This window comes from Hypericibacter adhaerens (assembly GCF_008728835.1).
In the GTDB taxonomy this organism is placed as follows: Bacteria; Pseudomonadota; Alphaproteobacteria; order Dongiales; family Dongiaceae; genus Hypericibacter; species Hypericibacter adhaerens.
Genome location: NZ_CP042582.1, coordinates 1,065,997 through 1,086,506 on the forward strand (window position 1 = coordinate 1,065,997; position 20,510 = coordinate 1,086,506).

At 68.0% G+C, this 20,510-nt stretch carries 20 protein-coding genes; 7 read left to right on the forward strand and 13 right to left on the reverse strand.

Annotated elements, in window-relative coordinates; all coding sequences use genetic code 11:
- Positions 1 to 75 precede the first annotated feature (75 nt).
- Positions 76 to 570 carry a MarR family winged helix-turn-helix transcriptional regulator gene (locus tag FRZ61_RS04780; RefSeq protein ID WP_151115294.1) on the reverse strand — a complete coding sequence of 165 codons (495 nt, stop codon included), beginning with the start codon at positions 568 to 570 and terminating at the stop codon, positions 76 to 78.
- A gap of 249 nt (positions 571 to 819) precedes the next feature.
- Between FRZ61_RS04780 and FRZ61_RS04785 the strand changes: the two genes are divergently transcribed.
- The 7 genes from FRZ61_RS04785 (at position 820) to FRZ61_RS04810 (ending at position 8,939) form a co-directional block, all read left to right on the forward strand.
- Positions 820 to 1,719: a branched-chain amino acid aminotransferase gene (locus tag FRZ61_RS04785; RefSeq protein ID WP_151115296.1), complete on the forward strand. Its 900-nt coding sequence runs from the start codon at positions 820 to 822 to the stop codon at positions 1,717 to 1,719.
- A gap of 457 nt (positions 1,720 to 2,176) precedes the next feature.
- Positions 2,177 to 2,305 (forward strand): hypothetical protein, encoded by a 129-nt coding sequence (locus tag FRZ61_RS26780; protein WP_263641754.1) that lies wholly within the window; start codon positions 2,177 to 2,179, stop codon positions 2,303 to 2,305.
- Positions 2,306 to 2,473: 168 nt separating this feature from the next.
- On the forward strand, positions 2,474 to 3,415 hold the full coding sequence (locus FRZ61_RS04790; protein WP_151115299.1) for an acetamidase/formamidase family protein: 942 nt from the start codon (positions 2,474 to 2,476) through the stop codon (positions 3,413 to 3,415).
- Between the two features lie 67 nt (positions 3,416 to 3,482).
- Positions 3,483 to 4,454: an ABC transporter substrate-binding protein gene (locus FRZ61_RS04795; protein WP_151115301.1), complete on the forward strand. Its 972-nt coding sequence runs from the start codon at positions 3,483 to 3,485 to the stop codon at positions 4,452 to 4,454.
- Positions 4,455 to 4,548: 94 nt separating this feature from the next.
- A complete protein-coding gene (locus tag FRZ61_RS04800; RefSeq protein WP_151115303.1) occupies positions 4,549 to 5,622 on the forward strand; it encodes a quaternary amine ABC transporter ATP-binding protein in 1,074 nt (357 codons plus the stop codon).
- Positions 5,619 to 7,739 carry an ABC transporter permease gene (locus FRZ61_RS04805; protein WP_151115305.1) on the forward strand — a complete coding sequence of 707 codons (2,121 nt, stop codon included), beginning with the start codon at positions 5,619 to 5,621 and terminating at the stop codon, positions 7,737 to 7,739. The genes FRZ61_RS04800 and FRZ61_RS04805 overlap by 4 nt, the downstream gene beginning before the upstream one ends.
- Positions 7,740 to 7,742: 3 nt before the next feature.
- Positions 7,743 to 8,939, forward strand: coding sequence for an amidohydrolase family protein (locus tag FRZ61_RS04810; protein ID WP_151115307.1), 1,197 nt, complete (start codon positions 7,743 to 7,745; stop codon positions 8,937 to 8,939).
- A gap of 14 nt (positions 8,940 to 8,953) precedes the next feature.
- On the opposite strand, the gene FRZ61_RS04815 is transcribed toward FRZ61_RS04810, so the two are convergent.
- The 12 genes from FRZ61_RS04815 to uvrC form a co-directional block, all read right to left on the reverse strand.
- Entirely contained in the window at positions 8,954 to 10,381 is a 1,428-nt protein-coding gene (locus FRZ61_RS04815) for an amidase (RefSeq protein ID WP_151115309.1), read from the reverse strand.
- A gap of 166 nt (positions 10,382 to 10,547) precedes the next feature.
- Positions 10,548 to 10,994 (reverse strand): molybdenum cofactor biosynthesis protein MoaE, encoded by a 447-nt coding sequence (locus FRZ61_RS04820; protein ID WP_151115311.1) that lies wholly within the window; start codon positions 10,992 to 10,994, stop codon positions 10,548 to 10,550.
- A gap of 10 nt (positions 10,995 to 11,004) precedes the next feature.
- Positions 11,005 to 11,256 (reverse strand): molybdopterin converting factor subunit 1, encoded by a 252-nt coding sequence (moaD, locus tag FRZ61_RS04825; protein WP_151115313.1) that lies wholly within the window; start codon positions 11,254 to 11,256, stop codon positions 11,005 to 11,007.
- Between the two features lie 48 nt (positions 11,257 to 11,304).
- On the reverse strand, positions 11,305 to 11,673 hold the full coding sequence (locus FRZ61_RS04830) for a hypothetical protein (protein ID WP_151115315.1): 369 nt from the start codon (positions 11,671 to 11,673) through the stop codon (positions 11,305 to 11,307).
- Positions 11,674 to 11,801: 128 nt separating this feature from the next.
- Positions 11,802 to 12,926 (reverse strand): sulfotransferase, encoded by a 1,125-nt coding sequence (locus FRZ61_RS04835; protein ID WP_151115317.1) that lies wholly within the window; start codon positions 12,924 to 12,926, stop codon positions 11,802 to 11,804.
- Positions 12,923 to 13,663 (reverse strand): hypothetical protein, encoded by a 741-nt coding sequence (locus FRZ61_RS04840; protein ID WP_151115319.1) that lies wholly within the window; start codon positions 13,661 to 13,663, stop codon positions 12,923 to 12,925. The genes FRZ61_RS04835 and FRZ61_RS04840 overlap by 4 nt, the downstream gene beginning before the upstream one ends.
- Positions 13,664 to 13,699: 36 nt before the next feature.
- Positions 13,700 to 13,933, reverse strand: coding sequence for a hypothetical protein (locus tag FRZ61_RS04845; RefSeq protein ID WP_151115321.1), 234 nt, complete (start codon positions 13,931 to 13,933; stop codon positions 13,700 to 13,702).
- A 47-nt stretch (positions 13,934 to 13,980) separates the two neighbouring features.
- The gene (locus FRZ61_RS04850) at positions 13,981 to 15,327 is read right to left on the reverse strand and encodes an arylsulfotransferase family protein (RefSeq protein WP_191909301.1); all 1,347 of its coding nucleotides are present in this window, start codon (positions 15,325 to 15,327) and stop codon (positions 13,981 to 13,983) included.
- 331 nt (positions 15,328 to 15,658) lie between these two features.
- Entirely contained in the window at positions 15,659 to 16,945 is a 1,287-nt protein-coding gene (locus FRZ61_RS04855) for a molybdopterin molybdotransferase MoeA (RefSeq protein ID WP_151115325.1), read from the reverse strand.
- Positions 16,942 to 17,457: a molybdopterin-guanine dinucleotide biosynthesis protein B gene (gene mobB, locus FRZ61_RS04860; RefSeq protein ID WP_151115327.1), complete on the reverse strand. Its 516-nt coding sequence runs from the start codon at positions 17,455 to 17,457 to the stop codon at positions 16,942 to 16,944. The genes FRZ61_RS04855 and mobB overlap by 4 nt, the downstream gene beginning before the upstream one ends.
- Positions 17,454 to 18,026: a CDP-diacylglycerol--glycerol-3-phosphate 3-phosphatidyltransferase gene (pgsA, locus tag FRZ61_RS04865; protein WP_151115329.1), complete on the reverse strand. Its 573-nt coding sequence runs from the start codon at positions 18,024 to 18,026 to the stop codon at positions 17,454 to 17,456. Before pgsA ends, mobB begins: the two co-directional genes overlap by 4 nt.
- Positions 18,027 to 18,142: 116 nt before the next feature.
- On the reverse strand, positions 18,143 to 20,137 hold the full coding sequence (gene uvrC, locus FRZ61_RS04870) for an excinuclease ABC subunit UvrC (RefSeq protein ID WP_151120685.1): 1,995 nt from the start codon (positions 20,135 to 20,137) through the stop codon (positions 18,143 to 18,145).
- Between the last annotated feature and the right edge of the window lie 373 nt (positions 20,138 to 20,510).

The following is a 20,510-nucleotide window of genomic DNA, read 5'->3' on the forward strand; positions in this document are numbered from 1 at the left end:
GGGATTATAGGCCGGTGCGCCGGGGCCAAGCCAGCATGGCCGGGCTTCCCCGGGAAGCTCTCGGCAAGGCCCTCGTCAGGGCTGGCGGCGGGGCTGGGCGAGGATGGCGCGATCCTCCTCATTGATCAGCCCCAGCAGCACCTTGCGGAACCCTTCGACCGCCTCGGCGCCGGCGCTGCGATAAGCCGCTGCCATCAGCGCCCGCTGGCGCTCCGACAGCCGGCGCTCCAGCTCCGCGCCCTTCTCGGTCAGCTCGAGCAGCCGCTGCCGGCGGTCCCGCTCTCCCGGCCGCTGGCTCACGAAGCCCTGCTCGACCAGGGCGCCCAGCACGCGCGACAGCGATTGCTTGGTGATCTTGAGGATCGCCAAGAGCTCCGACACGGTCATGCCGGGCTTGCGGCCGACGAAATAGATGACCCGGTGATGGGCGCGGCCGAAGCCGTATTCCGCCAGCATCGCATCGGCGGTGAAGGTGAAATCGCGGTAGGCATAGAACAGCAGCTCCATGCCCTGGCGAAGATCCTCTTCGCGTAGGAACAAGGGGTTGGCAGGCGGTCGAGGATCAGCCATCGGATGGGGTCAGCCGCACCGGTTTATGTCAGTAATATTGACATATTTCCAGGTTTTCATCTAAAACTGGGCTTGATGCTGCTGCTAGTATAAGTGCAGCGGTTCATGCTGTCCCCGCGCAAAAGAATGCGTTCAACCGATTTTGCAGGTTGACCGGCGTTTATGGCTGGGAACCGTTTCGGGCGAGCCGGGGACGGGTCATGCGCCCGCGGGGAGCGGGCGCGGTTCAAGAGAAAGGTTACGAGAATCATGAGTGTGTTGCCCTTCGACGATCGCGACGGCGTCATCTGGTTCGACGGCAAGCTGGTGCCCTGGCGCGAGGCGAAGATTCACGTACTCACCCACGCGCTGCACTACGCCTCCTGCGTGTTCGAAGGCGAGCGCGCCTATGACGGCCAGGTCTTCAAGCTGACCGAGCATAGCGAGCGGCTGGTGAAGTCGGCCGACCTGCTGGGGTTCAAGATTCCTTATGGCGTCGCCGAGATCGACGCCGCCACCAACCAGGTGTTGAAGGCGATGAACCTCAAGGACGCCTATGTGCGTCCGGTGGCTTGGCGCGGCAGCGAGATGATGGGCGTCTCGGCCCAGCAGAGCAAAATCCATCTCGCCATCGCGGTCTGGGAATGGCCGTCCTACTTCTCGCCCGAGCTGCGCGAGAAGGGGATCAAGATCCAGTGGTCGAATTGGCGCCGGCCGGCGCCCGACACGGCCCCCACCGCGAGCAAGGCGGCCGGCCTCTACATGATCTGCACCCTCTCCAAGCATGAGGCGGAGCGCAACGGCTGTGCCGACGCGCTGATGCTCGACTATCGCGGCCAGGTCGCGGAATGCACCGGTGCGAACGTGTTCCTCGTCATCAATGGCGAGATCCACACGCCCAAGCCCGACTGCTTCCTCGACGGCATCACGCGGCGCACGGCGATCGAGCTCGCGCGCCGCCGCGGCATCAAGGTGATCGAGCGCGCGATCTTCCCGGACGATCTGAAGAAGGCGCAGGAATTCTTCATCACCGGGACCGCCGCCGAGGTGACGCCGGTGGGCGAGGTCGGCGAGCAGAAATTCACGGTCGGCGCGGTGACGCGCCAGATGATGGCGGATTACAGCGCCGAGGTGCGCAAGCCCGCGAGCCAGCGCAGCGCCGCCGAATAACGAACGAGACGCTTGCCAGCGAAAGGGCCGCGTCCCGACAGGGACGCGGCCCTTTCCGTTTGTGCCGCGCGTTGCGCGCGTCGCCCGTTGCTCTCTTCATTCCCGGTTTCTCTTTTCATTCGAGGCCGCGCTGATACCGGTATCAGCGTGGAAGAATCCATCACGTGCGTGAACGATCGCGACCGTCGCATCGTGACTCCGTACGGAGCGCGCGAAGATCGTCGCCCGCGCGCATGCGCTGATACCGGTATCGACACGCATGCGAACGCGCGAACGACATCGCAAATGTCGCGCGACAAAAATCTCATCCGCATCGGAAACCCGCATCGGCTCGCGTTGACATTGCCGATGCAATTATCGCAATAATCGAAGCGCTGGTGATCGAGCCAAGAAAAACAAGCTCCGCCAGCAGAGATACCTGCATAAGCCGATATGCGGCCGGCAGGACGGGGGACGCATGACGAACACCATCCGGAGCGGCGAACGGGGATGGCGCCATGGCGAGGGCAGCCCGAGCCAATGCGCGGCCGGCAGCCTGAGCACCGACCTCTTCTACGGATCGCTCGGCGCCGGCGTTCTGCCCTAGGCCTCGTGCGACAAGGTCCGTCTTCCGCGCCTTCCTTGCTGTCGCAGAGCTCAGGACGTTGATGCACCGCCGCTCCACCGGGCGAAGCCTTCTTCCTTCACGATATTGCCGCAAGGGCCGCTTGCTGCGCCCCGCCGCCCGGGCATTTCCCTTCCGCGGAGGAACAATGTGAAGCTCCACCATCACACGCTGCATTCGAACCATCGTCACTTCGGCTGGACGCGCGATCTGGCGCCGGCGCTCACGCTGGCGCCCGGCGATACGGTCGAGATCGACATCGTCGATGGCGGGGGCGGGCAGATCACGCCCCGCTCGACCCGCGACGACATCGCGCGCCTCGACTATTCGAAGCTGCTGCCGCTGTTCGGGCCCATCGCCGTCGACGGCGCCAAGCCGGGCGACGCGCTGAAGATCACGATCCTGGGCTTCACGCCCTCGGGCTGGGGCTGGAGCGGCGTGATCCCCGGCTTCGGCATCCTCGAGGAGGAGTTCAAGGATCCCGAGCTCGCGATCTGGCGTTACGATCCCAGCGGCAAGGTGCCGGCCTTGTTCGGTTCCCATGCGCGCGTGCCGCTGAAGCCCTTTCCCGGCACCATCGGCCTCGCGCCCGACGAGCCCGGTACCGTCACGGCCCTGCCGCCGCGGCGCGTCGGCGGCAATCTCGACACGCGCGACATCGCCGAGGGAACGGTGCTGCATCTGCCCGTCGAGGTGGCGGGCGGCCTTCTGTCGGTCGGCGACACCCATGCGGCCCAGGGCGATGGCGAGCTCGCGGGCTCGGCGATCGAAAGCCCGATGAAGATCGCGCTCAAGGTCGAGCTGGAGCGCGAGGCGCGGATCCCGGGTCCCTGGTTCGACACCGCGGGGCCCGCGACCCGTCATCTCGATGCCGCCGGCTATCACGTCGCGATCGGCCTGGGCCAGGAGCTCATGGAGGCCGCGCGCAACGCCGTGCGCAACATGATCGACCTGCTCTGCCGGCTGCACAAGCTCGCGCCCGTCGAGGCCTACATGCTGTGCAGCGTCTGCGGCGATCTGCGGATCAGCCAGCTCGTCAACAAGCCGACCTGGAGCGTGTCCCTCTATTTTCCGCGCGTCGTCTTCGAATAGAGGCGCCCGGCAAGGGCGTCCTCGAAGCCTGGCCTATCGAGTTCCGTTGCAAGGGAGGAAGTGACCAATGAACAGGAACCGGATTGCATCCCGTCTCTTCGCTGCGACCTTCGGCGTTCTGGGCGCCGCCGTGGTCGGTGCCTCAGCCCAGGCCGCGTCGATCCCGGAATCCCCGGACCCCATCATCCTGGCGATCAATGAATGGACCGGGCAGCATGTGACGACCCATATCGCGGGCGAGATCCTCACGCGCATGGGCTACAAGGTCGAGTATGTGACGGCCTCCTACACGCCGCAATTCGCCGCGATCCAGGCCGGCGACATCTCCGCCGCGCTGGAGATCTGGGAAGGCACCGGCTCGGGCGAGATCTTCGACAAGGCGGTCGCCAGCGGCCAGGCGGAAGATCTGGGCGATCTCGGCCTCAAGGAGCATCAGAGCTTCTGGTATCCGCTCTATGTCAAGGAGATGTGCCCGGGCCTGCCCGACTGGCATGCGCTCAACAAATGCGCCGAGCTGTTCGCGACGCCCGAGACCTCGCCGAAGGGACGCCTGGTCGACTACCCGCTCGAATGGGAGGGCCACAACCAGGACCGCCTCGACGCGCTGGGAATCAATTTCGTCGCCGTGCCGGCCGGCTCCGAAGGCGCCATCGTGACCGAGATCAAGTCGGCGGCCGCCCGCAAGGCGCCGATCCTCGCCATGTTCTGGACTCCTCACTGGCTGCTGCAGGAGGTGCCGGGCGAGTTCGTCGACCTGCCGGCCTATGACGCGCGCTGCTATACCGACGCGTCCTGGGGCACCAACCCGGACAAGACCTACGATTGCGACTGGAACCGGGGCTGGATCAAGAAGCTGGCCTGGGCGGGGCTGAAGGACAAATGGCCCGCCGCCCACAACATGCTGCTGCATCTGACCATCGACAACGATACGCAGATCAAGCTGATCCACGAGATCGATGCCGAGGGCAAGCCGGTCGAAGAGGCGACCAAGGCCTGGGTCGATGCCAACGAGGCCGTCTGGAAGCCTTGGATCCAGTAGCCGGTTTCGGCGACAGGCGTCATTGTCGGTGAGCGTTCCGCCGCGCCCCCAACCGGGGGCGCGGCGGGATGCCCGATTTTCCAAGGATCGCGCCATGACGGATCCCACCGGTCGCAACGCCAAGCTGGTCTGCCGGCGGCTCTGGAAGCTCTATGGGGCCGAACCGCTGCGCCGGCTGCGCGAACGCGGGATCGATCTGGCCGCCGCCGATCCCGCCGACTCCCGCCGCGTCGCGACCGAGCTCGGCCTCATCGTCGCCGCCGGCAATGTCAGCTTCGAGGTCGAGCCCGGCGAATGCTTCATCGTCATGGGTCTTTCCGGCTCGGGCAAATCGACGGTGATCCGCTGCCTGTCGCGGCTGGTCGAGCCGACGGCGGGGGAGGTCGAGCTCGACGGGAAGTCCCTTCTGGCCATGTCCGAGCGCGAGCTGATCGCGGTGCGCCGGCGGCGCATGGGCATGGTGTTCCAGCATTTCGGCCTGTTCGGCCATCAGACCGTGCTGGAGAACGTCGCCTTTCCGCTGAAGGTGCAAGGCATCGGCAGGCCGGAGCGCGAGAAGCGCGCGCGAGAGACGATCGAGCTGGTGGGCCTCAAGGGGCGCGAGGAGAGCTACCCCTGGCAGCTCTCGGGCGGCCAGCAGCAGCGCGTCGGCTTCGCCCGCAGCCTCGCGGTCGGTCCCGATCTCTGGTTGCTCGACGAGCCCTTCAGCGCGCTGGATCCCCTGATCCGCCGCCAGATGCAGACCGAGTTCCTCAATCTCAAGCGCATGCTGGGGAAGACCGTCGTCTTCATCACGCATGACTTCCTGGAAGCGGTCTATCTCGCCGATCGCGTCGCCATCATGCGCGAGGGCGAGATCGTGCAGATCGGCACACCGGCCGAGCTCATGCTGCGCCCGGCCACGGACTATGTGCGCCAGTTCACCCGCGACGTGCCGCGGCCGATGGTGCTGACGGCCGGGGATATCGCCGAGCCGCTCGGAGGGAACGGCGAGATTGCGGCCGGCGCGCCCGAGGTCCGGGCCGGCACGCGGCTGGCCGAGATCCTGGCCCAGGTCTCGATCCACGCGCCGACCTTGACGGTGGTCGATCCCGCGGGCCGCCCGGTCGGACGCCTGACTCCGCAATCGCTGTCGCGTGCGCTCGGCAGCGCCGAGCGGCCGGCGTGACCATCACGGCCGGCCCGCTGGCATCACCGCGCCCGCTCGCCTCGTCGCGGGTGGCGCTCTGGGCCTGGAGCGGCGTGAGCCTCCTGGCCCTGCTGCTGCTGGCCCTTCGCAGCGAGCTTCCCTGGACGGTCAAATGGCCGGCCGATCTCGTCCTGCCCTTCGATTCCTGGCTCGACGCCGCGATGGCGTTCGTGACCCAGCATTGCCATCGCCTGTTCCGGTTCCTGGCGGCAGGCTTGCGCGCCGTGATGGACGGATTGCGCTGGCTGCTGCTGGGGATGCCCTGGATCACCGCCACGACGCTCGCGGGCCTGGTCGCCCATTCGGCCGGCGGGCGGCGCCTGACGATCCTGACCGTCGCCGCCTGCCTCTACATCGTGCTTTTCGGCTTCTGGCCCTACACGATGAACACGCTGTCGCTGGTGGGCGTGGCCGTGCCGATCGCGATCGCGCTGGGGTTTCTGCTGGGCGTGCTGGGATTCCGCCATCCGCGCTTCCGCCGCGGCCTGATGCCGGCGCTCGACGTGATGCAGACGATCCCGAGCCTCGCCTATCTCATCCCCTTCGTCCTGCTGTTCGGCTACGGGCCGGTGGTCGGCCTGGCGGCCAGCGTGATCTTCGCCTGTCCGCCGATGATCCGGAACGTGATCCTGGGGCTGGAGCAGGTGCCGAGCGAGGTCGTGGAATCCGGCATGATGGCCGGCTGCACGCGCCTGCAGCATCTCTTCTGGGTCCGGGTGCCGGCGGCGATGCCGGCGATCCTGATCGGCATCAACCAGGCGATCATGACGACCCTGTCGATGGTGATCCTGGCCGCGATCGTCGGCGGTTACGACGATATCGGCTGGCAGCTGCTCAGCACGCTGCGGAAATCGCTGTTCGGGCAGAGCCTGCTGGCGGGGCTGGTGATCGCGATCGTCGCCATCGTCTTCGACCGCGTCGGCCAGGCCTTTGCGGCCCGGCGGATGGGGGTGGTTCGCTCGCGCGCGGAGCGGCGCCGGCGGTGGATGATCGCAGGCCTGGCGATCCTCGCCAGCCTCGTCCTGGCGCTGGTCGTCCCGCCCTTGCGCGACTATCCGTCGGGCTGGGTGCTGCACCCGGCCCAGCCGCTCAACGATGCGGTGACCTGGATCACCGCCAACTATTTCTTCGTCAGCGATGCGATCAAGAACGCGGTGCTCTTCTATTTCCTGTTTCCGCTGAAGATCGGTTTCGAGGGCACGGTGCGCCCGAGCTTCTGGGGCTTCGCCCTGACGCCCACGGTGTCGGCGATCTATCTGGCGGTCGCGCTGGCCTTCACCTTGCTGGCCTGGCGGCTGGGGAAATGGCGGGCGGCCGCGGCGGCGGTCGCGGTCTTCTATCTCTATTATTTCGGCACCACGGGGACGCCCTGGCCGGTCTTCATGGCGGCGGTGACGCTGCTGGCCTGGCAGGTGGGCGGACCGAGATTGGCGCTGTTCGCGCTCGCCGGCATGGCGTTCATGCTTCTCACCGGCATGTGGCAGCGGGCGATGCTGACGGTGCAGCTCTGCGGCGCCGCCGTGATCCTGTCCTTCCTCATCGGCTCGGCGATCGGCATCTGGGCCGCCGGCAGCGACCGCGTGTCGCGGATCGTCGGGCCGATCTGCGACACGCTGCAGACCATGCCGCAGTTCGTCTTCCTGATCCCGATCCTGATGGTGTTCCTGGCCGGCGAGTTCTCGGCCATGCTGGCGGTCCTGCTTTACGCCGTGGTGCCGCCGATCCGCTACATGGAAAGCGGCCTGCGCCGCGTGCCGGCGCAATCGATCGAGGCCGCGCGCTCGCTCGGCTGCACGCCGGGCCAGCTTCTCTGGCAGGTCAAGATCCCGCTGGCCCTGCCGGAGATCATGCTCGGCCTCAACCAGACCATCATGATGGCGCTCTACATGGTCGTCGTCGCGGCGCTGGTCGGCGATGTGGGGCTGGGCCAGCTCGTCTATCAGGGTGTCGGCACCGCGAACTTCGGCGAAGGGGCCGGGGCCGGCATCGGCATCGCGCTGATCGCGATGATCGCCGACGGCATCCTGCAGGCGCTCAGCCGACGCCAGGCCGCCGCGCGCGGCCTCAATGCCCGTCTCTCGAACGATAAGGGGTGAACGATGCTCTGGATCACCGGTGCGCAGGTCTACGATGTCGAGCGGGGCGGGTTCTCGGCCCGGACTGTCGCCGTGAGCGGCGATCGGATCGAGGCCGTGGGCGATGCGCCGCCATCCTCCGATGCCGGGAAGACGATCGACCTGAAAGGCGCTTACCTGCTGCCGGGCCTGATCGACTGCCATGTGCATCTGACCTTGCAGTCCGAGGTGACGGGGACCGCGGCCTTCGGCACCCGCGACCGCGACCGGATCCGGCAGGACACGATCCGCGCGGCGGCGCTGACGCTCCGGGGCGGCATCACGACGGTGCGCGATTGCGGCGGCTGGGACTATATCGAGATGGGCGTGCGCGACGAGGTCGAGGCCGGCCGCCTGCCGGGCCCCCGCATGTTCCTGTCGGGCCGCCTGATCTCGATCGAGACGCCGGGGGCCGCCGACTATCCCGGCATGTACGATTTCGCGGGCTCGGCCGCCGAGCTGAAGGAAGCGGCCCAGCGCCAGATCGATCGCGGCGCGGATTTCGTCAAGATCATGGTGACCGGCATGTTCCTCGCGCCGGAGACCGAGCGCGCCGAGGATTGCTACTACGAGACCGACGAGCTGTCGGCCCTGGTCCGCTTCTCGCACGAGCAGGGCCGCCACGTGGCCTGCCACGCCCATGCGGTCGAGGGCGTGCGGCTCGCCGTCGCCGCCAAGGTCGACAGCCTCGAGCACGGCACCTATGCCGACAAGCCGTCGCTCCAGGCCATGGCCAAGGCCGGCATCTATCTGGTTCCGACCTGCACGGTGATGTCGGCCATGATCGACGACGCGGATATCCGCAAGGCCATGCCGAGCTATCTGATCGCCAGATACGAGGCGGCGCGGAAGACCCATCGCGACGCCATGAAGACCGCCTATGACGTGGGTGTCCCTATCGTCATGGGGACCGACGCCGGCGCGCCCGGCAATCATCACGGCATGAATGCGCAGGAATGCGTGCGCATGGTCCGCGATGTGGGCATGGCGCCGCAGGACGTGCTCGAGGCCGCCACGCTCTCGGGCGCGCGGCTGCTGAAGCAGGAGGCTCAGCTCGGCAGCATCGCGCCCGGCAAGCTTGCCGACCTGATCGCCACCCGGCGCAATCCCCTGGAGGACATGACGGCGCTCCAGGATCTGAGCCTGGTGATGAAGGGCGGCGCCGTGGTGCGGCGCGCCTGAGCCCCCCGGGGCGGCTAGAGCTTCGGCCGGCGGTCGTCGCTGTCGTACATCGGCCGCAGCCGCTCATAGGCGCTGGCAGCGCGGAACACCGCGACATCGTCGTAGGGCCGGCCGACGATCTGCAGGCCGGTCGGCACGCCGGACTTGGCGAAGCCCGAGGGCACGCTCATCACCGGGCAGCGGCTCATGGCGTTGAAGGGCGGCGTCATGCACCAGTCGAGATAGCCGTCGATCTTGACGCCGTTGATCTTCATGCCGGGATCGCCCAGATCGGCGTCGGCCTTGATCGCCGGCAGGGCCAGCGTCGGGCAGATCAGGAGGTCGTAGGTCTGGAACAGCGCGCCCAGCTTCTCATACATGACGCTCTCGATCTCCATGCCCTCGACGAAATCGACCAGCGTCGTCTTCTTGGCGCGGCGCGCGAACTCGCGCGTGTAGGGCATCATCTTGCGGCCATGCTCGGGGATCAGGCGCGAGACCCAGGCCCCGAACAGGCCCGAGAGATGCGCCCAGGTGGCTTTCTTCACGTCCTTGGTCCAGCCGATCTTGACCTCTTCGACCTTGGCGCCGAGGTCGCGCAGGGCCGCCGCCGCGGCCTTGGTGTTGGCCACCACCTCGCTGTCCACCTCGTAGAAGTCGAGATCGACCGAGAGCGCGATGCGCCAGCCCTTGATGCCCTCGAACTTGTCGGGAATGCGCAGCTTGGGCCGCACCGGCACGATGTCGCGCGGATGCGGGCCCGACATCACGTTCTGCAGCATCGCCACGTCGCTGACCGAGCGGCCCATCGGCCCCGCATGATTGTACCAGTCGAGGCTGAAGGGGCCGGCATCGGGATTGCGGCCGTAGGGCGGCTTGAAGCCATAAACGCCGCAGGCGGAGGCCGGGATACGGATCGAGCCGCCGATGTCCGAGCCGTTGGCCAGCGTGGTGGTGCCGGCCGCGAGCGACGCGCCGGAACCGCCGGAGGAGCCGCCCGAGGTGTAGTAGAGGTTCCAGGGCGTGCGGGTGGTGCCCCAGAGCTTGGTGTGGGTGATGGGCGCGCAGGAGAATTCCGGCGCGCAGGACCGCGCCAGCATGATGGCGCCAGCCTTGAAGATCATCTCGGCCGGCGGCGCCGTGACGCTGTCGACATTGTCCTTGAAGATCAGCGAGCCGAAGGTGGTGCGCTCGCCCTTGATGGTGGTCTCGTCCTTGATGACGATCGCGACCCCTTCGAGCGGCCGGGTGCGGCCGTCGGTGCGCATGTATTTCGCCTCGGCCTTCTTCGCCTGGTCGATGGCCCGGTCGTAGAAGGTGTAGGTGAAGGCGTTGACCTTGCTCTCGACCCGCTCGGCGCGCTCGATCAAGGCGCGTACCAGCTCGACCGGCGACAGTTTCTTGGATTTGAACCGCCGCACCGCCTCGGTCGCGGTCATGTAGCAGAGATCGAGATCGGTCATCGGATTTCCCCTGGATTCTTCTCCGCCGGTGTTGACCGTGCGGACAGCCTGATTTCGGTCATAGCACAGGGACGAAGAGGGCCCAAGGGGATCGGCAGGCTCAAGTCACGCGCCGGAAATCAGTGATTCTACCGAGAGGGAAACGGCCTCGACCGGCGCCGGCGTATCAGCGCCAGCGCTTCTTCGCGCTCTCGTCGCTGTCGCGCGCGCTCACCCATTCGCCGCCCTCCGGCGTCTCCTCGAGCTTCCAGAAGGGCGCGTCGGTCTTGAGCCAGTCGATCAGGAACTGGCAGCTCTCGAGCGCGGCCTGGCGATGGGCGGCGGCGGTGATCACCAGCACGATGCGATCGCCGGGCTCGAGCCGGCCATAGCGATGGATCACGAGGCTGCCCTGGAGCGGCCAGCGCCGATGGGCCTCGGCCTCGATCTCGGCGAGCTTCTTCTCGGTCATGCCGGGGTAATGCTCGAGCGTCATCGACCGGATCGGCTTGTCGTCGGCCATATCGCGCACCAGCCCGACGAAGCAGGCGACGCCGCCGACATCGTGGCGGCCGCGGGTGAGCGCCGACATCTCGGCGCCCGGGTCGAAATCCTCGCGCTGGACGCGGATCATGGCCCGCCGCTCAGCCGCCGGTCACGGGCGGGAACAAGGCGACCTCGTCGTTGGCCGCCACCGGGTGATCGAGGCCGACATAGTCCTGATTGACCGCCACGCGCACCAGCCGGCGATCGGCGAAGGCCGCGCGGTAACCGGGGCCGCGCTCGGCCAGCCAGTCGACCAGGGCCCCGACCGTCCCGACCTCGGCGGGCAGCGCCAGATCCTCCTCCCCGCGGCCGATGCGGGCGCGGAAGAGGGCGAAATAGAGCAGCTTCATGAAGCCGAGATTAGCCCCGGGCGCCCGGTGCTTCCAGCCCCGGGGCGATCAGGCGGCCTCGTCCGGATCGGGCGCCGAAACCTTGCGATAGCTGTCGCGAATGGCCTCAGCCTCCGCGGGGTCAAAGCTCCGGTTCATCCAGCGGCCGCTGGCGGCCAACCAGAGCGCCGACCGGTGCGGGCGCGACGCGGTGGGGCCGCCGCGGCCCGGCGCGGGCGGCGGCGCGGCGGCGGGGCCTTGCTCCTTCGGCAAGACGGGAAGGGCTGGCAACAGGACGGGGCCGTGATCGGTCATGAGCGCACTCCTGCCTCGAATGTTCTCGCGTTCTTCCGGCGAAGATCGTCCCTGGGCGGTCAGGCTCGAGATCGATGCGTCGAAGGGCAGTTGAAGGAACGCGACGTTTGCGATGCGATCCATTCAACGCCGGTTCGATGGCCGGAATATGGCAGTCGGCGCGGGCGAGAATGATTTCTCTGTGATGATATCGGGGCAGGCCTTACGCTGCCGCAACGCAGCATTCGCGGCGAAGCGCCGCATCGCGCGCCTCAGCCGTAGCCGAAGCAGGCGGCGACGGTGGCGGTGCGTTCATGAATCGCATCCGCTTCGGCCGCCGGGAACTGCGGCCGATAGTAGCGCGGCAGATGCAGCCGCGCTTCCGCCTGCCGCAGCAGCGTCTCGTCGGGCTCGAGGGCCGCATGCGCGAAGATGCGGAGCAAGGTCTCGCGCGGCCTTGCGACGAGATCCTCGTAGCGCACCACCAGGATCGCCTTTGCCAGCGCGTCGTCGGTCTCGATCTCCTTGGCCATGAGGCCGTAGAGCTCGGCCCATTGCAGCGCCCAGCCCTCGGCCTCGCAGCCGCTCTGCCAGAGCGCGCGGATCTCGTTGGTCGCGTCCTGGTTGCCGCAGTGGGTCGGCTGCCGGTCGAGGCCGAACTCGAAATGGCCGACCCGGGCCAGATGCCGGCGCGCGGCCGGGTAGCGGGCCTGCGCCGCCGAGAACAGGCGATGCTGCTTCATCAGCGAGGCGACATGCCAGAGGGGCTCCCGGATCGGCACGATGAAGCGGGCATCGGGAAAGAGCTTCCGCAGATAGCCGTGGCGGGTGCTGTCGTAGTTGGCCTTGGCGAGATAGCGCGGCCGACCCCGCACCAGGAGCAGCTTGCGCATATGATCGCGCAGGAATGCCTCGAACACGGGCCGCTCGACCGTCGCATCCAGCAGCATCGGGCTGCGGCCGTCATGGAGGTGGGGGAAGAACGCCATCCAGGCCGGCTCCTCGAAAGCCTCGGGGCTGTCGGAGGTGACCAGGATGCCGTCGCCATGCGCGCGCTCGGCGGGCGCTTCCGCCTTGAGCGGCATATATTCGAGCAGCCGGTTCCAGAGATAGGGGGTCAGCACCGGCGGGAAGTCTCGATAACGATGGCTGGCGAGCTCGGGATGCGAGGCCAGGAGCTCCAGGAGAATGGTCGAGCCGCTGCGCGCGAGGCCCGTGATCCAGAGCGGCGCCGTCAGCGGCTGGCGGTCCAGCCGCTCGCGCAGGAGCCGGCTCTCCCAACCCGCTGCCGCGCGCATCACCCTCTGGCGCTGGCACAGGATCGTGCCGAGCTTGTCCATCCAGCCCGCCACCTGAAAGCCGGAGAGCGGATCGGGTGCCACCGCGCGGTCGCTCATGCGATCCGCCAGAGCCGCTTGATGGCGAGCGAGGCGGTGAGCATCACCGCGAAGAAGAGCGGCTCCCAGCCGCGCAGCCAGGCGGGTCCCATCTGCAGCATCTCCTGGGCGGGAAGCGCGATCTCGACGCGCTCGACCGCGCTGTCATCCGGCAGATAGCCCGCGGGATTGCCGATCAGCGCATGCCACCAGCGCCGCTTCTCCAGGACCGGCACCGGCTGGGCCAGGGGAATCGCGGCCGAGACGCTGCCGCTCGGATCGCGCAGCACCACGCGCCGGCTCTCGGGCTTCGTCGCCTGATGCGGCATGACGGAAAGCTCCGCCTGGACACCGGCGCTCCGGGGGTGGGTCGCGACATTCACCGCATCGTTCGGATCGGGAAAGCGATAGCCATAGCTGGTCGAGAGCCAGGCCAGCAGCGCCAGGATCGGCAGCATGGCCAGCATCACGCCCGGCAGCACCAGGCCGATGCGGCGGAACGCCGTCCGCAGCACGTCGCGGATCAGGGGCCAGGCCTCGGCGAACTCGCCGTCGAAGCGATCGAGCGCGCGCCGCGCCGCCAGCGCCTGGTCCTGCGCCTGCGCGATCCGCCGTTGCGGCGAGGCGTAGCGATAGATCGCCATGGACAGCGCCGCCGCGATCATGGCCCAGAGGACGAGGCGCCAGGGCGCCGCCAGCCCCCGCATCATCCCGTCGATCCAGGTGAAGGCGAGGCCGGGCCAATCCAGCGCACCCATGATGAGATCCTCGATCTGCCGCCCGTGGCGGCCCTGTCATTCAGCCGGCCGGGCGGTGCGGTCGGATGCCGCTGCCGCGCGGCGGCGCGACAGCCAGCGCCGGACCGGCCAGCCCAGGACGAAACCGATGGCCGCGAGCAGGGCCAGCAACAAGCCCCAGAGCGCGCCCAGCAGGCTCAGGCCCGCGCCGGGTCCGACATAGGCGAAAGCGGGCGCCGCAACCGTCGCGGCCGTCAGGATCACGGCGGCGACGAGAACGATCTTGGCCATGCGAATTCTCCTTTCCTGCTATCCTCCCCCGATCCGTCCCATTCCCTTCATTGCGGCCCGAGCCAGGCCTTGACCTCGTCGCCCGGGACCCGCTGGCCGCTGGCGAGGATCGGGATGCGCCGATCCGAAAGGCCCGCCCGCACCGGGTTGATATATTCCCAGGCGACCTCGTCCTTCGCGGTCACCTCGAGCATCCGCCCGCCGTCGGATTCGGTGATCAGCGTGTTGCCATTGGGCAGGCGCTGCGCGTTCGAGCGCAGTACGCTCTCGAGCGGACGGTCGCCTGTGCCCTGGTACTGCCAGGCGACGGCCCCGTCGGCGGGATCGATCTCCAGCACGCGCGAGCTGCCGGCATTGCCGACATTGCCCAGGTTGTCGAACAGCAGGATATGGCCGTTCGCCAGCAGCGAGGGATCATGCTGGCCCATCCAGGAGCCGCGCAGCTCCCAGACGAAGCGCCCCTCGTTCGGATCGAGCACGGCGAGCAGGCTCGGCTCGCGGAAGGAGAGCAGCACGTCGCCGGCCTTCCAGCCGGCGGGCGCCGCGGTGCCGACCCTGTCGATCGGCTTGGCCGCGTTGGTATGGAGCGGATCCTGGCGCGCATAGTCGGAGAGCGCCGCCAGGAACTTCCGATAGGGCGAGGCCGCCATGGCGTCGAGCAGCGAGATCTTCTTCTCGACCTCGCCGTCGGGCGAGAGCACCACCAGGAAATCCTCGAGCATCGGCGTCTCGAGCTGTGGCAGGCCGGGAACCGGCTCGCTGCGCAGGCGATGCGTCAGGGTGTAGATGCGGCCGTCGGCGCCGACCTCGACATCGTGATGTACGCGGTCGAGATATTTCCAGATCACGTGCGAATCCTTCGTCATCTTGACCAGCCCCAGCCCCCAGGGCGTGTCGCCCACGCCGCTATAGACGGCGAGCAGATCGCCGTTGGGATAGAGATGGACCTTGTCGAAGGAGACGAAGGCGTCGGGCCGCGGCTTCTCGACGACCGAGCTCGAATCCCAGACCTGGCTGAAGGGCAGGCGCCATTCATGGATGATGCGGCCCTCCATGTCGGTCAGGTAGGCGGCCGCCTCGTTCCCGGCGCTGTAGAGCGTGTAGCCGGCGAAGGCCTTGCCGGCGTCATAGGCGGTGACGCCGCGCCCGTCGCTGCGCGCATCGGCCCAGAGGTCGGTCTGCAGCGGATTGTCGTAATGGACCGTCTTGTCGTAGAGCGCCCAGCCGGCGCTGTAGGCGTTCTTCAGCAGTCCATAGGGCGGCAGCCGGTCGAGCACCACATAAGCGCCGCCGACGAAGGCGAGAAAGCAGCAGCAGAGCGTGAAGAGGACGGCCCCGGCGACGCCCCCGCCGCCGCGCTCCGGCTCGGCCGGGCCGGACAGCCGCGGGCGCACGTCATCATGGCCCCATCCCCGGCCAAAGGATGGCGTGGGACCGAGAAGCGTCGGGTCGAGCTGAGGACGGTCCAGCGACATGAGGAGCAACGTGACCGAAACGAGGACGAAAGGGATCGCTTGCGGCCCGCTGTGATCAGGCGAAGAGAATCACGTTCCGAATGGCCGAGAGGCTTCGGTTGATGACCGCACAACATTCTCTTAACCGCAAATATCGAGGCGGGAACGGTTTCGCAACCGCTTGCGATGTGGCGAGTTTGTGGCTCGCGCGGGTACCGGCGGATTTCGCGGGCGCAGCGCAGCAGGCTCGGGCCGCCGCGAGGGGCGGGTTTCACCGCATTTCGGCGAAGGGCAGGAAATCCAGGAGGTCGCCCGGGGCTACCTCGGTCACATCCTCCGCGATCTCGATCAGTCCCGCGGCGGCCGTCATCGAGGTGAGGATGGCCGAGCTTTCCTGCTCGAAGCGCTGCAGCCTCTGCCGGCCGTTGCCGTCGGTCTCGACCCAGCCGCGCAGGAACTCGCGGCGGTCGCGCTTCTTGCGGAGCGCGAAGGCGGCGGGCAGGCGATAGCGGACCGGCTCCAGATCCTTCGCGCCCATCAACCCCAGGATCAGCGGCCGCGCGATCCGCAGATAGGTCACCATCGCCGCGACCGGATTGCCGGGCAGGCCGATGAAGGGCACCGCGCGGTCCGCGGCGTCGATCTGGCCCAGCGCCACGGGACGCCCCGGCTTGATCGCGAGCCGCCAGACATGCAGCCGGCCCATCGACAGGAGGGCCGCCTTGACATGATCTTCCTCGCCGCTCGAGACGCCGCCCGAGGTCAGCAGCAGATCGTGATCGCGCGCGGCTACCTGCAGCGCCAGGCGCACCGCGTCGGGCCGGTCGGGCAGGATGCCGAGATCGCCGACCGCGGCACCGCTTTGGCGCAGCAGGGCGCCCAGGACATAGCGGTTGGAATCGTGGATCGTGCCCGCGCCCAGCGGTTGGCCCGGCTCGGCCAGCTCGTCCCCGGTCGAGAACAGCGCGACCCTCAGGCGCGCCCGCAACGGAATCACGGCTTGTCCCGCCGCGGCAGCGAGCCCGATCTCCTGCGGCCGCAGCCGTTGGCCCGCCTCGAGGATCTTGCGGCCGGCCCGGATATCCTCGCCGCGCCGGCGCCGGTTGCGGCCGCGCTCGAGGCCCGCCGGGATCACGACGGTTCCCTCTTCGATGCGGCATTCCTCCTGCATCGCCACCGTGTCGGGCCCGGGCGCGGCTTGAAGGCCCGCCGGCATCATCGCGCCGGTGAAGATGCGCACGGCGGTGCCGCGCGCCTGAAGCCCCGCCAGCGGATGTCCCGCGGCGGCGCGGCCGGCGATCGGCAGGCGGGTTTCGCCCGTCGGGTTCAGATCCTCGCCATAGACCGCATAGCCGTCGACGGCGGCGTTGTCATGGCCCGGCACGTCGAAGCCGGCGACGATATCCGCCGCCAGGATGCGGCCCAGCGCCGCCTCCAACGGCAGGCGCTCGATCCCGACGACGGGGCGGATGCGCGCGCAGAGCAGCGCCAGCGCGGCTCCCAGCGTCATCAGCGGCTCGCTGCCGGAGAAGCAGTCTCGATCGAGCGGCTGGCTCATTCGGCCGACCGGCCGGCCCTTAGCCCGCAATGCCGGATGACGAAATCGGCGATCGCCTTGATGTCGTCGAGCGGCAGCACCGGCAGGGTGACGCCGGGCAGGGCCGTGTCGCTGGCGACCGCGACGATATGCGGGTCCTCGGGATGAATCAGGGGCTTGCCGTTGGCCTGGCGGTGCACTTCGAGCTTGGGATGCGGCTCGCGCTTGAAGCCTTCGATGAGCACCAGATCGACGGGGGTCATATGCCGCATCAAGTCGGCTGCGCCCGGTTCCGGCTCGCCCCGGATCTCGTGCATCAGGGCCCAGCGATGGGCCGATGCGACCATGACCTCCTTGGCGCCGGCCGAGCGATGGACATAGGAGTCCTTCCCGGGCTGGTCGATGTCGAAGCTGTGATGGGCGTGCTTCATGGTCGAGACCGTGAGCCCGCGCCCGATCAGCTCGGGCAGGAGACGCATCATCAAGGTGGTCTTGCCGCTGCCGCTCCAGCCGGCGAGGCCCATCACCTTCATCGCGAGCCCTGGCTCTCGCTCTGCATATGCTTGAGGCCGGTGACGAGATAGTCGTAGCCGGTGACGAGCGTCAGGATGGCGGCGATCCAGAAGCCGATCTCGCCGATCAGCTTGACCGGCAGCACCGCCGGCCCGGCATCGCCCAGGATGAGGAATCCCAGCGCGATCATCTGCACCGTGGTCTTCCATTTGGCGAGCATGGAGACCGGCACGCCCACGCGCAGCTCGGCCAGGAACTCGCGCAAGCCCGAGACCAGGATCTCGCGGCAGAGGATCACCACGCCGGCGAGCACGGTCCAGCCCGAGATATAACCCAACGCCGTCATCACCACGATCGCGGCCGCGACCAGGAGCTTGTCGGCGATGGGATCGAGAAAGCGGCCCAGGGCCGAGGTCTGGCTCAGGCTGCGCGCCAGATGGCCGTCGAGATAGTCGGTGATGCAGGCGACCGCATAGACCACGCAGGCCGCCCAGCGCCAGATGTCCCCCGGCAGGTAAAGCAGCGCCACGAGCAGCGGGATGGCGACGATTCGGGAGAGCGTCAGCAGGTTGGGCAGGCTGGTGATCATGGCGTTGAAAGGACGGGTCTTTTGGGAGGCCGGCAGGGCTGTCTGGCGGTCGCCGGCGGGGGCGGGGGGAGTTTAGGGGGTGGCGCCGGATTTGTCATGGCTGGCCCGGCCGGGCGTTACGAGCGCTGGAAATGGTCGTAGATCTTCTGGGCGACCGTCTCGCTGATGCCCTCCACCTGGGCGAGGTCGGTGAGGCCGGCGCGGGCCACGGCGGCGGCCGAGCCGAAATGCAGCAGCAGCGCCTTCTTGCGCTTGGCGCCGATGCCGGGGATCTCGTCCAGCAGGGACTGGCCGATCTGCTTCGAGCGCTTGGCGCGATGGGTTCCGATCGCGAAGCGGTGCGCCTCGTCGCGCAGGCGCTGCAGGAAATAGAGCACCGGGTCCTTGGGCTCGAGGCTGAAGGGCGGCTTGCCCGGCATGAAGAAACGCTCGCGGCCCGCATCGCGGTCGGGCCCCTTGGCGATGGCGACGATCGGCACGTCGTCGATGCCGAGCTCGGCGAAGACCTCGAGCGCCGAATTGAGCTGCCCCTGGCCGCCATCGAGCATGACCAGATCCGGCCAAGTGCCGCGCTCGCGCTCGGGATCCTCCTTGAGCGCGCGGGCGAAGCGGCGCTGCATCACCTCGCGCATCATCGCGTAATCGTCGCCGCCGGTCGGCGGCGGCAGCGCCGCCACGATCTCGGCCGGCGTCGCCTCCGCCTCGCTCGCGAGCGGCGCCGGCGCGAAGGCATCGGAGAGCTCGTTGAGCCTGGCCGAGGCCGCCGGCGTCTCGGGCGGCTTGGTCCTGCCCTTGGCCGTGCCGCCGCCGATCGAGAATTTCCGATAGGCGTTCTTGATGAAGCCGTCGGGGCCGGCCACGATCATGCAGCCATAGGCATTGCGGCCCTGGATGTGGCTGTTGTCATAGACCTCGATCCGGTCGGGCGGGCCGTCCAGACCCAGCTTCTGCGCCACCCCGTCGAGCAGCTGGCGCTGGGTGGAATTCTCCGCCATGCGCCGTGCCAGCGCCTCGCGCGCATTGGCCAGCGCATGATCGATCACGCGGCGCTTCGAGCCGCGCTGCGGCACCAGCAGCTCGACCTTGCGGTTTGCGGAGACGCCGAGCGCCTCCTGCAGCAGCGCCTCCTCGGCGGGCCTGTCGCTGAGCAGGATCAGCCGCGGCGGTGTCTTGTTCTCGTAGAACTGGCCGATGAAGGCGGCCAGCACCTCGTCCAGCGCGGTCTCGCGGTCGTGGGACGGGAAATAGGAGCGGTTGCCGTAGTTGGAGCCGGCGCGGAAGAAGAACACCTGCACGCAAGTCTGGCCGCCCGCCTGGTGGATGGCGATGACATCGGCCTCGTCGATATCCTCGACATTGATGTCCTGATGCGCCTGCACCTGCGCCAGTGCGCGGATGCGGTCGCGCAGCCGGGCGGCGGTCTCGAAATCGAGCGCTTCGCTCGCGGCCTGCATGGCCTGGGCCAGGCGCTGCTGCACGGCCCGGCTCTGGCCCGCCAGGAAATCATGCGCCTCGGCCACGAGCTGCGCATAGTCGGCTTCGCCGATGCGGCCGACACAGGGCGCCGAGCAGCGCTTGATCTGAAAGAGCAGGCAGGGCCGGGTGCGGGTCGCGTAGACGCTGTCGGAGCAGGAGCGCAGCAGGAAGGCGCGCTGCAGTGCGGTCAGGGTGCGGTTGACGGCGCCGGCCGACGCGAAGGGGCCGAAATACTCGCCCGGCCGCGAGCGGGCGCCGCGGTGCTTGGTGATCTGCGGTGCCGGATGATCGGCTGTCACAAGAATGTAAGGAAACGACTTGTCGTCGCGGAGCTGCACGTTGTAGCGGGGCCGCAGCCGCTTCACGAGATTGCTCTCGAGCAGCAGCGCTTCCACCTCGGTGTGAGTCACCACCACCTCGAGGTGATGCGTTTCCGCCACCATGCGCCGGAGCCGGATCGGCAGCCGATCGATCTGGATGTAGGAGGTGACGCGCCGCTTCAGATTCCGGGCCTTGCCCACATAAAGCGCGTCGCCCGCCGCGTTCAGCATCCGGTAGACGCCGGGCGAGGAGGGCAGGGTCTTCAGATGGGCTTCGAGCACCGCGACCCCTTCGGCCAGGCTCTGAACGCGCATGCGCCGGGCCGGCGTGCCCGCGGCATCTCCGGCCTCGGTCAAGGCCTTGCCGGGCGCCAGGGCAGGATCAGGAACCGAATCCGGCCGGCCGCCGCTCATCGCCTTCCTCCGGCGCTCCGCCGATGCCGCCACGATGAAATCGCGCGGGAATCCAGGGGCGCCCTCAGATATCCACGGAATCGGTGCATAACGCTGTTGATAATGCCGGCCGGTTCGGGGTTCCAGCCAGCGAATCCGTCCCTTTCACGTCATTGCCTATAAAATAGGCATAACTCATAACTTATTGAAATAACGCCACAAAAATAAGAATTTGCATGAACTCTTGATGAAGACGGGGCGAAGCCGGGAAGGGGTGATGGGGCGGCTTCGGGAG

What these genes read in the sequence shown, in the direction of transcription:
- FRZ61_RS04780 (WP_151115294.1), bottom strand. Translation starts at nt 570, where the DNA reads ATGGCTGATCCTCGACCGCCTGCCAACCCCTTGTTCCTACGCGAAGAG.
- FRZ61_RS04785 (WP_151115296.1), top strand. Translation starts at nt 820, where the DNA reads ATGAGTGTGTTGCCCTTCGACGATCGCGACGGCGTCATCTGGTTCGAC.
- FRZ61_RS26780 (WP_263641754.1), top strand. Translation starts at nt 2,177, where the DNA reads ATGACGAACACCATCCGGAGCGGCGAACGGGGATGGCGCCATGGCGAG.
- FRZ61_RS04795 (WP_151115301.1), top strand. Translation starts at nt 3,483, where the DNA reads ATGAACAGGAACCGGATTGCATCCCGTCTCTTCGCTGCGACCTTCGGC.
- FRZ61_RS04800 (WP_151115303.1), top strand. Translation starts at nt 4,549, where the DNA reads ATGACGGATCCCACCGGTCGCAACGCCAAGCTGGTCTGCCGGCGGCTC.
- FRZ61_RS04810 (WP_151115307.1), top strand. Translation starts at nt 7,743, where the DNA reads ATGCTCTGGATCACCGGTGCGCAGGTCTACGATGTCGAGCGGGGCGGG.
- FRZ61_RS04815 (WP_151115309.1), bottom strand. Translation starts at nt 10,381, where the DNA reads ATGACCGATCTCGATCTCTGCTACATGACCGCGACCGAGGCGGTGCGG.
- FRZ61_RS04820 (WP_151115311.1), bottom strand. Translation starts at nt 10,994, where the DNA reads ATGATCCGCGTCCAGCGCGAGGATTTCGACCCGGGCGCCGAGATGTCG.
- moaD (WP_151115313.1), bottom strand. Translation starts at nt 11,256, where the DNA reads ATGAAGCTGCTCTATTTCGCCCTCTTCCGCGCCCGCATCGGCCGCGGG.
- FRZ61_RS04830 (WP_151115315.1), bottom strand. Translation starts at nt 11,673, where the DNA reads ATGGATCGCATCGCAAACGTCGCGTTCCTTCAACTGCCCTTCGACGCA.
- FRZ61_RS04835 (WP_151115317.1), bottom strand. Translation starts at nt 12,926, where the DNA reads ATGAGCGACCGCGCGGTGGCACCCGATCCGCTCTCCGGCTTTCAGGTG.
- FRZ61_RS04840 (WP_151115319.1), bottom strand. Translation starts at nt 13,663, where the DNA reads ATGGGTGCGCTGGATTGGCCCGGCCTCGCCTTCACCTGGATCGACGGG.
- FRZ61_RS04845 (WP_151115321.1), bottom strand. Translation starts at nt 13,933, where the DNA reads ATGGCCAAGATCGTTCTCGTCGCCGCCGTGATCCTGACGGCCGCGACG.
- FRZ61_RS04855 (WP_151115325.1), bottom strand. Translation starts at nt 16,945, where the DNA reads ATGAGCCAGCCGCTCGATCGAGACTGCTTCTCCGGCAGCGAGCCGCTG.
- mobB (WP_151115327.1), bottom strand. Translation starts at nt 17,457, where the DNA reads ATGAAGGTGATGGGCCTCGCCGGCTGGAGCGGCAGCGGCAAGACCACC.
- pgsA (WP_151115329.1), bottom strand. Translation starts at nt 18,026, where the DNA reads ATGATCACCAGCCTGCCCAACCTGCTGACGCTCTCCCGAATCGTCGCC.
- uvrC (WP_151120685.1), bottom strand. Translation starts at nt 20,137, where the DNA reads ATGCGCGTTCAGAGCCTGGCCGAAGGGGTCGCGGTGCTCGAAGCCCAT.